Annotated in this window: 13 protein-coding genes; 12 read left to right on the top strand and 1 reads right to left on the bottom strand. The window is 44.3% G+C overall.

Going from position 1 to position 16019, the window contains the following annotated elements; genetic code table 11:
- The first annotated feature begins 341 nt into the window (after positions 1-341).
- The 12 genes from ilvD (at position 342) to ilvA (ending at position 14186) form a co-directional block, all read left to right on the top strand.
- Complete coding sequence (ilvD, locus tag IEX80_RS24525) at positions 342-2048, top strand: dihydroxy-acid dehydratase (RefSeq protein ID WP_175490025.1); 1707 nt, start codon at positions 342-344, stop codon at positions 2046-2048.
- Positions 2049-2185: 137 nt separating this feature from the next.
- Positions 2186-3922: a biosynthetic-type acetolactate synthase large subunit gene (ilvB, locus tag IEX80_RS24530; protein ID WP_188834456.1), complete on the top strand. Its 1737-nt coding sequence runs from the start codon at positions 2186-2188 to the stop codon at positions 3920-3922.
- Positions 3923-3942: 20 nt separating this feature from the next.
- Positions 3943-4545, top strand: coding sequence for an acetolactate synthase small subunit (ilvN, locus tag IEX80_RS24535; RefSeq protein WP_090530083.1), 603 nt, complete (start codon positions 3943-3945; stop codon positions 4543-4545).
- A gap of 249 nt (positions 4546-4794) precedes the next feature.
- The gene (ilvC, locus tag IEX80_RS24540; protein ID WP_090531289.1) at positions 4795-5853 is read left to right on the top strand and encodes a ketol-acid reductoisomerase; all 1059 of its coding nucleotides are present in this window, start codon (positions 4795-4797) and stop codon (positions 5851-5853) included.
- Between the two features lie 161 nt (positions 5854-6014).
- Positions 6015-7427 carry a 3-isopropylmalate dehydratase large subunit gene (gene leuC / locus IEX80_RS24545; RefSeq protein WP_188834457.1) on the top strand — a complete coding sequence of 471 codons (1413 nt, stop codon included), beginning with the start codon at positions 6015-6017 and terminating at the stop codon, positions 7425-7427.
- A 99-nt stretch (positions 7428-7526) separates the two neighbouring features.
- Positions 7527-7937, top strand: a complete 411-nt coding sequence (locus tag IEX80_RS24550) for a GxxExxY protein (protein ID WP_188834458.1) — start codon at positions 7527-7529, stop codon at positions 7935-7937.
- Positions 7938-8049: 112 nt separating this feature from the next.
- The gene (gene leuD / locus IEX80_RS24555) at positions 8050-8640 is read left to right on the top strand and encodes a 3-isopropylmalate dehydratase small subunit (protein ID WP_188834459.1); all 591 of its coding nucleotides are present in this window, start codon (positions 8050-8052) and stop codon (positions 8638-8640) included.
- A 79-nt stretch (positions 8641-8719) separates the two neighbouring features.
- Positions 8720-9520: a methyltransferase domain-containing protein gene (locus IEX80_RS24560; protein WP_188834460.1), complete on the top strand. Its 801-nt coding sequence runs from the start codon at positions 8720-8722 to the stop codon at positions 9518-9520.
- A gap of 56 nt (positions 9521-9576) precedes the next feature.
- Positions 9577-10647 (top strand): 3-isopropylmalate dehydrogenase, encoded by a 1071-nt coding sequence (gene leuB, locus IEX80_RS24565; protein ID WP_188834545.1) that lies wholly within the window; start codon positions 9577-9579, stop codon positions 10645-10647.
- A gap of 109 nt (positions 10648-10756) precedes the next feature.
- Complete coding sequence (locus tag IEX80_RS24570) at positions 10757-11512, top strand: class I SAM-dependent methyltransferase (RefSeq protein WP_188834461.1); 756 nt, start codon at positions 10757-10759, stop codon at positions 11510-11512.
- A 254-nt stretch (positions 11513-11766) separates the two neighbouring features.
- Positions 11767-12933: a 2-isopropylmalate synthase gene (locus IEX80_RS24575; protein ID WP_090530095.1), complete on the top strand. Its 1167-nt coding sequence runs from the start codon at positions 11767-11769 to the stop codon at positions 12931-12933.
- Positions 12934-12935: 2 nt separating this feature from the next.
- A complete protein-coding gene (ilvA, locus tag IEX80_RS24580) occupies positions 12936-14186 on the top strand; it encodes a threonine ammonia-lyase IlvA (protein ID WP_188834462.1) in 1251 nt (416 codons plus the stop codon).
- 102 nt (positions 14187-14288) lie between these two features.
- On the opposite strand, the gene ftcD is transcribed toward ilvA, so the two are convergent.
- Positions 14289-15980, bottom strand: coding sequence for a glutamate formimidoyltransferase (gene ftcD, locus IEX80_RS24585; protein ID WP_188834463.1), 1692 nt, complete (start codon positions 15978-15980; stop codon positions 14289-14291).
- Positions 15981-16019 lie beyond the last annotated feature (39 nt).

The following is a 16019-nucleotide window of genomic DNA, read 5'->3' on the forward strand; positions in this document are numbered from 1 at the left end:
ATTAGCACAGCCGGATACTTTTTTTCTAAAGTTAAATTACCATTCCTCCCATTTCAGGCAGAAAATCGACAACTTACTATGCATGCATAAAAAACATACCGAATACCGTTTTGAACTTTGGTATATTTCATTAAAAATTTTATATCCTTATTTTAAAATAAAACAGAATTAAATTTTATAAAATAAAAAAAATTAAAATAAACTACTTATTTCAAAAAATCAGTGCCTACTATTGCTATTGCCTGATGCTATGGCTACCTTACATATATTGATTTTCGATACCAAGTAAACCAGTATCATCAACAAAATTAAATACTAAAACTGTCTACATATCTAACAAAATGAGTTCATCATCAGATACCACCAACGCTATAGAATTGAACAAGTATAGCAAAACCTTTACCCAGGACCCAACCCAGCCTGCTGCACAGGCCATGCTTTACGGGATTGGCTTAACCGACGATGATATGCGCAAAGCACAGGTCGGCGTGGCCAGCATGGGTTACGATGGTAACACTTGCAACATGCACCTCAATGACCTGGCTAAGCTGGTTAAACAAGGTATCTGGGATGAAGACATGGTAGGCCTCATTTTCCACACTATAGGTGTAAGTGATGGCATGAGCAATGGTACCGAAGGTATGCGTTACTCATTGGTGAGCCGCGATATCATTGCCGACTCAATTGAGGCTGTAACCGGCGCTCAGTATTATGATGGCTTAATTACACTACCGGGTTGTGATAAAAACATGCCAGGTTCCATCATGGCTATGGGCCGTTTAAATCGTCCTTCAATCATGGTTTACGGTGGTACTATCAAACCAGGCCACTGGAAAGGTGAAGACTTGAACATTGTATCTGCATTTGAGGCTTTGGGCAAAAAGATTGCCGGCCAGATAGATGATGTTGATTTTATGGGCGTTATTAAAAATGCCTGCCCAAGCGCCGGCGCCTGTGGCGGTATCTATACAGCGAATACCATGGCTGCCGCTATCGAAGCATTGGGTATGAGTTTACCGTATTCATCATCAAACCCTGCCCTAAGCGCTGAGAAAAAAGCAGAATGCCTTGCCGCCGGTAAAGCTATCAAGGTATTGTTAGAAAAGGATATTAAACCATCAGATATCATGACCCGTGAGGCATTTGAAAATGCAATTGTTGTGATCATGGTATTGGGCGGCTCAACCAACGCTGTATTGCACCTGATTGCGATGGCAAAAAGCGTTGACGTTAAATTAACCCAGGATGATTTCCAGGCTGTAAGTAACCGGATCCCGGTATTGGCCGATATGAAACCAAGCGGTAAATACATGATGGAAGATCTGCACAACATTGGCGGTGTTCCGGCTGTAATGAAATATTGTTTAGAGCAGGGCTGGTTACATGGTGATTGCCTTACTGTTACCGGTAAAACCATTGCCGAAAACCTTGCCGAGATCCCGGCCCTGGAGTTTGAGACTCAAAAGATCATCAAACCGAAAGAAAACCCTATTAAAGCTACCGGTCACCTGCAAATTTTGTACGGAAACCTTGCCGAAGGTGGTAGCGTTGCCAAAATCACCGGTAAAGAAGGTGAACGTTTCACCGGCCCTGCCCGTGTATTTGACGGCGAGTTTGAACTGATTGCCGGTATCCAGAGTGGCCGTGTTAAAAAGGGCGATGTTGTGGTGATCCGCAACGTAGGCCCTAAAGGCGCGCCAGGCATGCCGGAAATGCTAAAACCAACCTCAGCCATATTCGGTGCTGGTTTGGGTAGTTCAGTTGCATTAATTACAGATGGACGCTTTAGCGGCGGTACGCATGGCTTCGTCGTCGGTCACATCACACCCGAGGCTTACGATGGCGGGTTTATAGCGATGGTAAAAGACGATGATATCATTAATATTGATGCTGTTGCCAATACTATAAACGTTTCGCTACCGCAAGAAGAAATAGCCGCACGCCGTGCCGCATGGCAAAAACCGGCGCTGAAGGTTACCAAGGGTGTGTTATACCGTTACGCTAAAAACGTAACTACCGCTGCCGAAGGCTGCGTTACCGACGAATAATTAATGAACAAAATGGCTCATAAAAAAGCCATGAATAAAATGAACACAAACTAAGCCCGTTCATTTTAGCAAATTAGAGACAGATAGAATAAATCAGTTTAGCACCAAAAAGTGCTGTGAATATAAAAAATACAGGTATGGAAACTGCACAAGAAACCTTAACCGCGCCAGCCGCCACCGAAACCGTAAACGTTTCAGGATCGGTAGCATTATTAGAAGCATTGATAGCCGAAGGTACCGATACCATTTTTGGTTACCCGGGCGGCGCCATCATGCCCATTTATGATGCTTTGTTTGATTACAATGATAAACTGAACCACATATTGGTGCGCCATGAACAGGGCGGCATTCACGCCGGCCAGGGTTACGCGCGTACATCGGGCAAAGTGGGTGTGGTATTCGCTACCAGCGGTCCGGGTGCTACTAACCTGGTAACAGGGTTGGCCGACGCCCAGATTGACAGTACCCCATTAGTTTGTATCACCGGCCAGGTTTTCGCACACCTTTTAGGTACCGATGCCTTCCAGGAAACTGACGTAATCAACATCACCACCCCGGTTACCAAATGGAACTACCAGGTAACTGATGCCACCGAAATCCCGGAAGTTATTGCCAAGGCATTTTACATTGCCCGTAGCGGCAGGCCAGGTCCGGTATTGATAGACATTACCAAAAACGCGCAGATCCAGTTGTTTGATTTCGCAGGTTACAAACCATGCGATCATATCCGTAGCTACAGGCCGAAACCAATCGTTCGTCCGCAATATATTGAGCAGGCTGCTGCCCTAATCAACAGCGCTCAGAAACCTTTCATCCTGTTTGGTCAGGGTGTTATTTTGGGCGGTGCCGAGCAGGAGTTTAAAGCCTTTGTTGAAAAAAGCGGTATCCCTGCAGCATGGACAGTGCTTGGTGCCGGTGCTATCCCTTCCGATCACCCGTTAAATGTTGGTATGTTAGGTATGCACGGCAACTACGGCCCTAACGTGTTAACCAATGAGTGCGATGTATTGATCGCGATAGGTATGCGTTTTGACGACCGTGTAACCGGTCGCCTGGATAAATATGCTAAACAAGCAAAAGTTGTTCACTTAGATATTGACCCTGCCGAGATCGACAAAAACGTAAAATCAACCGTACCGGTTTGGGGCGATTGCAAGGAAACACTTCCATTGCTGACCAAGGCCATCGAAAAGAAAGAACATACAGAATGGTTAGCTAAATTCAATGATTACACCCGCCAGGAAGTTGAGGCCGTTATCCATAACGAACTTAATCCAACTACGCCTGAAATGACTATGGGCGAGGTAATCAAACAGCTTAACGAGATTACCAAAGGCGAGGCAGTTATCGTTACCGACGTAGGTCAGCACCAAATGGTAGCATGTCGCTACGCTAAGTTTAACAATACCCGCAGCAACGTAACCAGCGGTGGTTTAGGAACCATGGGTTTTGCATTGCCTGCTGCTATAGGTGCTAAATTTGGCGCTCAGGATCGTACTGTAGTAGCTATTATTGGCGATGGAGGTTTCCAGATGACCTGCCAGGAATTGGGTACTATTATGCAAAGCGGTATCGATGTAAAAATTATCATCCTTAATAACCGCTTCCTGGGCATGGTAAGACAATGGCAGGAATTATTTAATCAGCGCCGTTACTCATTTGTTGATATTCAAAGTCCGGATTTTGTGGCATTAGCCGCAGCATACCGCATCCCGGGCAAATTAGTTGATGACCGTGCAGATTTGACTGCAGCATTAAATGAAATGCTAAGCGCACCGGGATCATTCCTTTTAGAAATAATGGTTACCAAAGAGAACAACGTATTCCCGATGGTACCACAAGGATGCAGCGTAAGCGAGATCAGGTTAAAGTAAGCCCTCTAAAAAACAGAATCATGAGCGAAGCAGAAAAAAAACAGGAATTTAACATCACCATATATACCGAAAACCAAATTGGTTTATTAAGCAGGATAGCTATTATATTTACACGCCGTAAAATCAATATCGACAGCCTGAATACTTCTCCGTCGGAGATTGAAAGTATTCACCGTTTCAATATTGTAATTAACGAATATGAAGAGGTAGTACGTAAACTTACCCGCCAGATAGAAAAACAGGTTGAGGTGTTAAAAGCATATTATCACACCAACGAAGATGTGATTTGGCAGGAATTAGCGTTATATAAGGTATCAACCGATGTAATTGCCGAAAAGGTTAGCGTTGAGCGTTTACTACGCGAAAACGGTGCTCGCGCGGTAGTGATCCGTAAGGACTACACCGTGTTTGAAACCACCGGTCACCGCGAGGAAACCGATAACCTGATCAACATATTACAACCTTACGGCCTGATTGAGTTTGTACGCAGCGCCCGTGTTGCTATCATTAAAGACAGTGAAGGCTTTAACAGCAAACTGCGCGAATTTGAAAGGCTTGAACCAGGTGAAGAGGTAATCGAAAATGAATACCTTAACCAGGGTGAGAAGGTGTTTACGATGTAAACCCGCCGAAGGCGGAGAGATTAGTGATTGGAGAATAGAGATTAGTTGAGTTGGTTCATGGTTGATAGATCATGGTTCATAGCCGGAAGTCTTAATCAGTGAAATCAACGTAATCAAAACCCATCAACGGTCAAAATCGGTGTAATCATCCAATAATCGGTGAAATCCCAAAAGAAAATAAATTACTCAATACAAATAAAATCGGTGAAATCACCACTAATCGGTGAAATCACAAAAATCAAAAAAACAATGGCAAAACTAAATTTCGGCGGCACTGAAGAAAACGTAGTAACCCGCGAAGAGTTCCCTTTATCAAAAGCTCAGGAAGTATTAAAAGATGAAGTAGTAGCGGTAATTGGCTACGGTGTACAAGGTCCGGGCCAGGCCCTGAACCAAAAAGACAATGGTATCAACGTAATTGTTGGTCAGCGTAAAGGCACTAAAACTTGGGATAAAGCTATCAGCGATGGTTTTGTACCCGGCGAAACACTTTTTGAAATTGAAGAAGCCTTGCAAAGGGGAACTGTGATTTGCTACTTATTGAGCGATGCAGCCCAGATTGCGTTATGGCCAACTGTTAAAAAACACTTAACTCCAGGCAAAGCTTTATATTTCTCTCATGGCTTTGGTATCACTTTCAACGAGCAAACTGGTATCGTTCCTCCTGCTGATGTTGACGTATTCCTGGTTGCTCCTAAAGGTTCAGGCACTTCATTGCGCCGTATGTTCCTGCAAGGCCGTGGCTTAAACTCAAGCTACGCTATCTTCCAGGATGCTACCGGTAAAGCATTTGATCGTGTTATCGCTTTAGGTATCGCTGTAGGTAGCGGTTACTTATTCGAAACTAACTTCAAAAAAGAAGTATACAGCGATTTAACCGGCGAGCGTGGCACTTTGATGGGTTGTGTTCAAGGTATCTTCGCTGCTCAGTACGATGTATTGCGTAGCCATGGTCACTCTCCATCTGAAGCATTTAACGAAACTGTTGAAGAGCTTACCCAATCATTAATGCCGCTTGTTGCTGAAAACGGTATGGACTGGATGTATGCTAACTGCTCAACTACTGCTCAACGTGGTGCCCTTGACTGGTGGAAAAAATTCCGTGACGCTACTAAACCAGTATTTGAAGAGCTTTACGAAAGCGTTGCTACAGGTAAAGAATCTCAACGTTCTATTGACTCAAACAGCCAGCCAGATTACCGTGAAAAACTGGATGCCGAACTGAAAGAATTACGCGAAAGCGAATTATGGCAAGCAGGCAAAACCGTACGCAGCTTACGTCCTGAAAACCAGGTTGTAGAAGCTTAATAAATTAGGTGAAAGCCGAAAGGTAAAAGGCGAAAGCCTTAAAATAAACTCACCAACACGTCATTGCGAGGCACGAAGCAATCCCAAACTTTACAGATCGGATCTGCTAATCGGGGATTGCTCCGTACCTCGCAATGACGTTACTAAAGAAAAATAATAAAATGGGACAAACATTATTTGATAAGATCTGGGATGCGCACGTCGTCAGCAGCAGCGAGGGGTTCCCGGATATTTTGTATATCGATACACATTTCATTCACGAGGTAACCAGTCCGCAGGCATTTGATGGCTTGCGTCAAAGAGGCTTGCCCGTTTTCAGGCCAAAACAAACTGTGGCCACTGCAGATCACAACGTTCCAACCATTGATCAGCACTTACCCATTAAAGAAGAACTTTCACGCTACCAGGTAGATATGCTCACCAAAAACTGTAAAGAGTTTGGTGTTGAGCTATATGGCTTAGGCCACCCGTACCAGGGTATCGTTCACGTTATAGGCCCCGAGCTGGGCATCACCCGTCCGGGTGGTACTTATGTTTGTGGCGACAGCCATACTTCAACCCACGGCGCTTTTGGTGCTATTGCCTTTGGTATAGGTACATCTCAGGTTGAGCAGGTGTTGGCTACCCAATGTTTACTTCAATCGCGCCCAAAACGCATGAAAATTGAAGTGAACGGAAAATTGCAAAAAGGCGTTGGTGCCAAAGATATTATCCTTTACATCATATCGCAGATCTCGGCTGCCGGAGGTACCGGTTATGCTGTTGAGTATGCAGGCGATACCATCCGCTCACTGAGCATGGAAGGCCGCATGACCATCTGCAACATGAGTATTGAGATGGGTGCACGTTGCGGACTGATTGCTCCCGACGAAACCACCATCAACTACGTAAAAGGCCGTGAATTTGCTCCTAAAGGCGAAGAGTGGGACAAAGCAGTTGCTTACTGGAAAACTTTATACTCGGATGCTGATGCATCTTTTGACGAAGTATTATCCTTTAAAGCCGAAGATATTGAGCCGATGATCACCTACGGAACCAATCCGGGTATGGGCATCGGTGTTACACAACACGTTCCTGAAACAGCTTCATTTGAAGCCAAAGAGCAGGGATCATATAAAAAAGCCCTTGATTACATGGGCCTGCACGATGATGAAACACTATTGGGTAAACCAATTGATTACGTCTTCATCGGCAGCTGCACCAACTCGCGCATTGAAGACCTTCGTCAGGTTGCCGAGTTTGTAAAAGGCAAACACAAAGCTGATAATGTTACCGTATGGGTAGTTCCCGGCTCAAAACAAGTACAGCAGCAAGCCATAGCCGAAGGCCTCGATAAAATATTTAACGAAGCCGGTTTCCCACTTCGCGAACCAGGCTGCAGCGCATGCCTTGGTATGAACGAGGATAAAATCCCGGCAGGTAAATATTGCGTATCAACCTCAAACCGCAACTTTGAAGGAAGACAAGGGCCAAACAGCCGTACTTTCCTTGCCAGTCCGTTAACAGCGGCTGCGAGTGCAATTACGGGTGTGGTTACGGATATACGCGAGTTTTTGAAGGAAGAAGTTGTCTGAACCGGAATTAAATGAATTTGTTGAATTACACGAATTTTAGAATTTATAAATTGGCTTTTGAAATTCGTGTAATTTGACAGATTCAGAGAAAAACGATAAATGGAAACTTTTAAGAAAACGCCTGAAGAATTTAAAGACTGCTCAAGCAAGATTATTGGTTGCGCGATGAGGGTTCATTCAGTTTTAGGGAATGGTTTTCAGGAAGCTATTTATCAACGGGCATTAGAACTTGAAATGGCCCATGAAGGATTAGGATTTGTAAGGGAAATGGAGATGCCGATCTTTTACAGAAACGAGCAGATCGGGACGCGCCGGGTTGATTTCTTTGTTGAGGGCGAAATAATGGTTGAACTGAAAGCGATCATATTTTTGGAAGATGTTCACCTCGCCCAAGGCATTAATTACCTCGAAGCATACAATATAAAAACTGGGCTGCTTATTAATTTTGGAAGTAAGAGCCTACAGTTTAAGCGATTATTGAATAAGAAGTATAATCCGGATAATGTCTGAACCGAAATTAAGCGAATTAAGAAACCATCAGAATTAAAACTTGATTCAAAAAATTCTAAAATTCGTGTAATTCAAAAAATTCGACAAATTCCGGTTCAGAAAAAAGAAAAAGATGGCAACTAAAATATTTAAACACATTCAAACCACTATAGTTCCTTTGCCTATCGAGAACATCGATACTGATCAAATTATACCTGCAAGGTTTTTGAAAGCCACTACCCGCGATGGCTTTGGCAATAATTTATTCCGCGACTGGCGTTATGAAGGCGACGGCGCTCCTAAAGCCGATTTCGTGCTTAATGATCCAAACTTTAGCGGTAAAGTGCTGGTAGCAGGCAAAAACTTTGGTTGCGGCAGTAGCCGTGAGCACGCTGCATGGGCCATATCTGATTATGGTTTCGATGCAGTAGTGAGCAGCTTTTTTGCTGATATCTTTAAAGGCAATGCCCTTAACAATGGCTTATTACCGGTACAGGTAAGTGACGATTTTCTGAAAAAGATCTTCGATGCCGTTTATGCCGATCACAAAGCTGAAGTAGAGATCGACCTTAAAAGTCAGACTATCAAAATCTCATCAACCGGCGAACAGGAAAGCTTCGAGATCAACCCTTACAAAAAAGCTTGTTTAATAAACGGTTACGATGATATCGACTACATCCTAAGCCAAAAAGGCAAGATTGAGGAATTTGAAGTAGCCCGTTAAGGTTAAAGGCGAAAGCTAAAAGGTCAGAAAAAATGGCTCAATGACCTAATGAAGCGCAGCAAAATGACAGAGTAACGCAATGACAACAACCAATAAAGTAATTCAGCGAGAAGGTAAAGGTACCGCCAAATTATTCGACGAACGGAGTTTAGCGAATGATTATGCAACCCTTGCCCCCCTGCTTAGGCCTGGCCTGAAGGTACTGGACGTTGGTTGTGGTACCGGCGCTATTTCTAAGGATATTGCCGCGTTGGTTGGTGAAAGCGGTCATGTTACGGGCATTGATAATACCGAATATTTTATCCAGAGCGGTAAGGAAACTTATGCTTCGGTTCAAAATATGGAGCTCATTTATACCGATCTGTTCAGTTTTGAACCCGGAGAAAAGTATGACCTGATTGTATCGGCTCGTGTTTTGCAATGGTTGAACAACCCAGTTGAGGCTTTGAGGAAAATGTATTCGTTGTTAAAACCTGGTGGCACAGTATCCATTTTGGATTATAACCACGAGGCTTTGCAATGGCAGCCGCAGCCACCGGCAAGTATGCAGCGTTTTTATGCTACTTTTTTAAGGTGGCGGGGCGATGCAGGTATGAACAATCATATTGCCGAAGACCTGCCCGAATATTTGCAGGAAGCTGGGTTTACCAATATCGAAGTATTTAATGCCGATGAGGTTTACCAAAAAGGCGAATATAACTTTGAAGGCAAAGCAGGCATTTGGGCAAAAGTAGCTCAATCAAAGCAAATGGTTGAGGAAGGCTACATCGACGATGAATCGCGCTTGCAGGCCATTGACGAGTATACCCACTGGGTAGAAAACGAGGCCGAGCAAATGGTGATGAAACTAAAAGAAGTACGCGGTGTAAAACCCGAATGAAATAAAATCTATAAAAACAAAAACCGCTGCCACAGGCAGAGATTAGGGTTATGGGAATTAAAAAACATATATTAGTAATACCCGGCGACGGGATAGGCCCGGAGGTTACCACCTGGGGTAAAGCAGTTTTAGAAAAAATCGGTCAGGATTTTGGCCACGAATTTACGTTCGACGAAGCCCTGATGGGTCATGCGGGTATCGAGGCAACCGGTAATCCACTGCCTGATGAAACACTGGCTAAAGCTAAAGCAAGCGATGCTATCCTGTTTGGTGCTATCGGTCACATCAAATATGATAATGATCCGTCGGCCAAAGTGCGTCCGGAGCAGGGATTATTAAAAATCCGTAAGGAGCTTGGCTTATATGCCAACCTGCGTCCTATTATGCTGTTTGATGAGCTTCTGGATGCATCAAGCCTTAAGCCCGAGATATTAAAAGGTACCGATATCCTTTTCTTCCGCGAATTAACCGGCGACGTTTATTTCGGCGAGAAAAAACGTAGTGAAGACCGCAATACAGCTTCCGACCTGATGATTTACTCACGTTACGAAGTTGAGCGCATTGCTATTAAAGCATATGAGGCAGCCCGAGTACGTGGTAAAAGGTTATGCTCTGTTGATAAAGCAAATGTACTGGAGGCTTCACGCCTGTGGCGCGAGGTTGTACAGGAAATTGCCAAACAATACCCTGATGTTGAAACCGAGCACATGTTTATCGATAACGCAGCTATGCAACTGGTAAAAAATCCTAAAAAGTTTGATGTGGTATTAACTGCCAACCTTTTTGGTGATATCCTTACCGACGAAGCATCGCAAATTGCAGGTTCGATGGGTATGCTGGCTTCGGCTTCAGTAGGTGATGGCACAGGATTTTTTGAGCCTATCCATGGTTCGGCACATGATATTGCCGGTCAGGATAAAGCAAATCCGCTGGCATCAATATTATCAGTAGCTTTAATGCTTGAAATTAGTTTCGGCTTAAAAGAAGAAGCTAAAAAGATAACCGACGCTATTGATAAAACACTGAAAGACGGCTACCGCACCGGCGATATCGCTGATGCTAATACCGATAAAGCCAAAATTTTAGGCACTACGGCAATGGGCCAAAAAGTACTGGAGTATTTGTAGGCTGAGATTAGAGATCAGGCAGGGAACCGGTGAAATCATTAATCAATCGGTAAAATCCCAAAAAACAAAATCGGTGTAATCAAAAACATCGGTGTAATCATATAAAACAATGAAATGGAACGCTGATTTATACGACCAAAAGCATGCCTTCGTATTTAAATACGGAGAGGATGTACTTGAGTTGCTGGATGTGAAACCCGGTGAGCGCATCCTCGATCTGGGTTGTGGTACAGGCCATTTAACTAAACAAATACAGGATAAAGGCGCTATCGTAAAAGGCACCGATTATTCGCCCGAAATGATAGCTCAGGCTAAACAGCTTTACCCTGACGTGGACTTCGCGGTAGAGAACGCGGCTGATTTTCACACCACAGAAAAGTATGACGCCGTGTTTTCGAACGCGGCCTTACATTGGGTGCTTGATGCCAACGGTGCTATTCACAGCGTAGCCAACAGCCTTAAAAAAGGAGGCAGGTTTGTTGCCGAAATGGGCGGCAAGGATAATGTTGAACGTTTGATTGAGGCTACCAAACTGGTGCTGCATAATCATGGTTACAATGAAAATGCCGACGCTAAAATATGGTATTTCCCTTCAGTTGGCGAGTATGCTACCAAACTGGAAGAGCATGGTTTCAGAGTGACCTACATGATTCATTATGATCGCAGAACCGAGCTACAGGATGGCGACCAGGGTGTAACCAAATGGATTACTATGTTTGGTGCACAGTTTTTAGAAGGCATTCCCGAGGATGAGAAAGAACAGATCCTGGCCGAGATCACTAAAAAGCTTGAACCTTTTTATAATGATAACGGCCAATGGTATGCCGACTATAAAAGGTTAAGATTTGTTGCAATTAAAAAGTAGGACTTAGATATGAGACGTGAGATCTGAAAGCAGATGTGGGACGTGAGATTTGAGATATGAGACTTTTTGCTTAACTTAAATTTTAGTTTCCTCTAACAGATTGTAAATCTCAAGCGAAATAAAAATATAAATAAAAGATGGATAAGATAAGGGTCTCAAATCTCATATCTAACATCTCAAATCTAATTAAAAAACTGATGTAAGGTAATGAGTCTCAAATCTCATATCTAACATCTCAAATCAAAATAAAAGATATGTTACACGATCCCAACCGCGTTTATGTTTTTGATACCACGCTCCGCGATGGCGAGCAGGTACCGGGTTGCCAGTTAACAACCCCCGAAAAGATTGAGATAGCTAAGGAACTGGAACTACTGGGCGTGGATATCATTGAAGCAGGTTTCCCGGTTTCAAGTCCGGGGGATTTTCAAAGCGTTGTTGAAATTTCAAAGGCCGTTAAAGAACCTACCGTTTGCGCACTTACCCGAGCCAACAAAGGTGATATTGACGCTGCTGTAGCATCTCTGCAATATGCCAAACGCCCGCGTATCCATACGGGTATCGGTTCGTCTGATATGCACATTAAACATAAATTCAACAGCACCCGCGAAGAAATTCTGGAGCGTGCCGTTGAAGCTGTTAAATACGCCAAAAAATCTGTCGAGGATATTGAGTTTTATGCCGAAGATGCCGGCAGGGCCGATGTGGTTTACCTGGCCCAAATGGTTGAGGCTGTTATTGCCGCCGGTGCTACTGTAGTAAACATTCCGGATACAAACGGTTACTGCTTACCAGACCAATACGGTGCTAAGATCAAATTTTTGAAAGAGAACGTTAAAAATATTGATAAAGCTATTATCTCGGTACATTGCCATAATGATCTTGGTTTGGCTACTGCCAACTCAATAGCCGGTTTACAAAACGGCGCCCGCCAAATTGAAGGTACTATCAACGGTATCGGCGAACGTGCAGGTAATACTTCTATTGAAGAAGTGGTGATGATCCTAAAAACGCATCATACCCTGGGCCTGCATACCAATATCGATTCTAAACGATTCTATGAGTTGAGCCAGATGATCCGCACGCAAATGCGGATGCCGGTACAGCCTAATAAAGCTATTGTAGGTGCCAATGCCTTTGCACACAGCTCAGGTATTCACCAGGACGGTTTCCTGAAAATGCGTGAAAACTATGAGATCATTCGCCCTGAAGATGTAGGCTTTCCGAGCGCCACAATAGTGCTAACCGCGCGCAGCGGCAGGCATGCTCTGAAATTCCATCTGGAGCGTTTAGGATACACGCTGGATAAGGAAGAACTTGCTTTTGTTTACAATAACTTTTTAACGCTTGCTGATAGTAAGCTTGACATAAATGACCAGGATTTGCAAGGCCTTATGGCGCACCGACTGGTAAAAAATTAACAATGGAAACTGATACAAAAAGCCAGCTTGATTTTGAAGCGGCATACCAGCGGATAAAGGACGTTGTGAAACGTACCCCGCTGCAATATAACGCCGGTCTTTCGGCAAAATACGAGTGTGAGGTTTATTTAAAACGCGAAGACCTGCAGGTTGTTCGCTCCTATAAGTTGCGCGGCGCATACAACATGATCAGTCAGTTAAATGATGATGTGTTGAGCCGCGGCGTGGTTTGCGCCAGCGCGGGTAACCATGCCCAGGGCGTAGCCTTTTCGTGCAATAAAAAGAATATCAAAGGTGTAATTTTTATGCCCGAAATTACCCCCAAACAAAAGGTTAAGCAAACCGCCATGTTTGGAAACGGCAATATAGAGATCATACTCACCGGCGATACCTTTGACGATTGCCTGGCTGAAGCCCTCGCTTACACCGAAAAAAACCAGATGACCTTCATCCCTCCCTTTGATGACTACCGCGTTATTGAGGGTCAGGGAACCGTAGGCGTTGAAATACTGCAGGACCTTCCGGATATTGAAGTAGCGATTATGCCTATCGGCGGTGGAGGCTTTGCATCGGGAACAGGTACTTATCTTAAAAATAATGTTCCAAACATCCATCTGATAGGCGTTGAGCCTGAAGGTGCCCCATCAATGCTGGGTGCCATAAACCATGGTAAGCCCATTACGTTAGATGAGATAGACCGCTTTGTTGATGGCGCCGCTGTTAAGCGCGTTGGCGCATTAACTTATGATATCTGCAAAGATATCCTGGATGATATGCTGCTGGTACCTGAAGGTAAAATTTGTACCACCATACTGAAACTTTACAACGAGGACGCCATTGTGGTTGAACCCGCAGGTGCACTATCGGTAGCCGCACTTGACGCCTGCAAAGAGCAGATCAAAGGTAAAAAGGTAGTTTGTATTATCAGCGGCGGCAATAATGATATTGCCCGCATGCAGGAGATTAAAGAAAAATCACTCCTGTACGAAGGCCTGAAACATTACTTTATTGTACGTTTCCCGCAGCGTCCCGGTGCATTGAAACTGTTTGTGAACAGTGTATTAGGCCCCGGTGATGATATTACCCGTTTCGAATTCATCAAAAAGAATGAGAAAGAAAACGGTCCTGCACTGGTTGGTATCGAGCTAAAAAATGCCGAAGATTATCCTGCGCTGCTGCAACGCATGCATGCTCACCGTTTCAATGTTATTGAACTGAATAAAGACCAGACTTTGTTTGAGTATTTGGTGTGATACACTAAATCTCAAACCTACCATTAAGTTCTCTATAAGACTTACGAAGTTTTAAAAACTTCGTAAGTCTGTCTTAAAATGACGTTTTGGAAGCAGCTTCGGTTACTCCAACCCTATTTTCTCATTCACCAACTCAATGATCTCCGCTTCCAGCGCAATCGCTTTCCGCTCAATTTCATTGCCACGGTAAATAACGTCAATTACATAGCTTTTATCCTTATAGCCCGAAGCGTTGATCTTTACATTCATGAACGCGCCTAATACCGCAGTGCGGGCACAAAGGGCGGCCACTCCGGCATCGGTTATTGAATTGGGGTTACCGGTTAATGTCATTGCTTTTATTACTTCCATGCTGTCCAAAGCGGCTTCCATAACCTTAAAAGGAATTTCAATAGCATAGCGGGTAGCATCCTGAATAGCTTTATCACGGATTGCCCTTTCCTCGTCGTTTGATTTTGGAAGAGCAAACGACTCCATGATCTGATTAAAGGCTGTAGTATCCTGATCGACCAATGCTAACAGTTCATTCTTAAACTGCTGACCTTTTTGCGCCCAGTCGCTAAACTCCTGCCAGCGGTTGTCCCATCCTTTTTTATGCGAGCTCAGGTTAGCCACCATAGTAGCCAACGAAGCTCCCAAAGCGCCAACAGCTGCTGATATTGAACCACCACCTGGCGCCGGGCTTTCGCTCGCGGTTTCATCGGCCAGATCGGTAAGGCTCATGTTAATAAGTTTACTGTCGGCTTTATCTTTCAGCAAATATTCAATGATCCGTTCTTCGGGTTTAAAGGGTGAAAGCTCATCAAGCCCCATCGATTTAATAGCTATCCTGATCAGTTCTTTTTCGCTTACACCTACAGAACGCTGCTGCTTCTCTAAAAAATATTTGCCCGCATCAAGCATCGCCTTCAAGGGGATCAGGCCTACAAGCTCGCTGCCTGTTACCCTAATACCGCGCGCGGCAGCTTTGTCACACACTTCATCAAAGGCTTTATGTACCGGAGTAATATTGATATTGGTCAAATTCATCGAGATCTGGGCAACACCATATTCCTCAATATACCAGCCAATGGCTTTTACTGCCTTTAGCGAACCCGGAATGGTTTTGGCTTTGCCAGGTTCGTCATATACTATTTTACCGTTGATCGGATCCCCCTCGCGCAGGGTACGGCCGGCTTCACGTACATCAAAGGCGATAGAATTTGCCCGGCGGACAGAAGTAGTATTCAGGTTAACGTTATAAGCCACTAAAAAATCACGTGCCCCAATTACAGTTGCCCCGCGCTTAACATCGTTCTCCGCCGGACCGAAATCGGGTGCCCACTCGGGTTGTTTGATCTTCTTGAAAAAACCCTCATACTCCCCTGCGCGGATCACTGAAAGGTTGCTCCGGCTTTTGTTAGGCTGCGCAGCCTCATACAAATAAACCGGGATCTGCAATTCCTCACCCACGCGTTTGGCCAATTGCTTAGCATATTCCGCAGTTTCCTCCATCGTAATATTACTGATCGGTATCAGCGGACAAACATCAGTTGCACCCATCCTTGGGTGTTCGCCTTTTTGCCTGCTCATATCAATCAGTTCGCCTGCTTTTTTTATGGCACGATAGGCGGCTTCAATCACTTTTTCCGGTTCGCCCACAAAAGTTACCACGGTTCGGTTAGTGGCCTTTCCCGGATCAACATTGAGTAGTCTTACCCCCTCAACAGATTCAACTGCATCTGTTATCTGTTTAATGATATCGAGGTTAACACCTTCGCTAAAATTGGGTACGCATTCTATTAATTTGGTCATTGGTTCATTAGTTCAATGGTTCATTGGTAGCTAAGCAAG

Origin of the sequence: Mucilaginibacter rubeus (genome assembly GCF_014643835.1) — a bacterium.
Classification (GTDB): Bacteria; Bacteroidota; Bacteroidia; order Sphingobacteriales; family Sphingobacteriaceae; genus Mucilaginibacter; species Mucilaginibacter rubeus.

Excerpts from the sequence above, each read along its gene's own strand:
- leuD (WP_188834459.1), top strand. The coding sequence starts at position 8,050 with ATGGCAACTAAAATATTTAAACACATTCAAACCACTATAGTTCCTTTG.
- ilvC (WP_090531289.1), top strand. The coding sequence starts at position 4,795 with ATGGCAAAACTAAATTTCGGCGGCACTGAAGAAAACGTAGTAACCCGC.
- ilvA (WP_188834462.1), top strand. The coding sequence starts at position 12,936 with ATGGAAACTGATACAAAAAGCCAGCTTGATTTTGAAGCGGCATACCAG.
- IEX80_RS24560 (WP_188834460.1), top strand. The coding sequence starts at position 8,720 with ATGACAACAACCAATAAAGTAATTCAGCGAGAAGGTAAAGGTACCGCC.
- IEX80_RS24575 (WP_090530095.1), top strand. The coding sequence starts at position 11,767 with ATGTTACACGATCCCAACCGCGTTTATGTTTTTGATACCACGCTCCGC.
- IEX80_RS24570 (WP_188834461.1), top strand. The coding sequence starts at position 10,757 with ATGAAATGGAACGCTGATTTATACGACCAAAAGCATGCCTTCGTATTT.
- ftcD (WP_188834463.1), bottom strand. The coding sequence starts at position 15,980 with ATGACCAAATTAATAGAATGCGTACCCAATTTTAGCGAAGGTGTTAAC.
- ilvB (WP_188834456.1), top strand. The coding sequence starts at position 2,186 with ATGGAAACTGCACAAGAAACCTTAACCGCGCCAGCCGCCACCGAAACC.
- ilvN (WP_090530083.1), top strand. The coding sequence starts at position 3,943 with ATGAGCGAAGCAGAAAAAAAACAGGAATTTAACATCACCATATATACC.
- IEX80_RS24550 (WP_188834458.1), top strand. The coding sequence starts at position 7,527 with ATGGAAACTTTTAAGAAAACGCCTGAAGAATTTAAAGACTGCTCAAGC.
- ilvD (WP_175490025.1), top strand. The coding sequence starts at position 342 with ATGAGTTCATCATCAGATACCACCAACGCTATAGAATTGAACAAGTAT.
- leuC (WP_188834457.1), top strand. The coding sequence starts at position 6,015 with ATGGGACAAACATTATTTGATAAGATCTGGGATGCGCACGTCGTCAGC.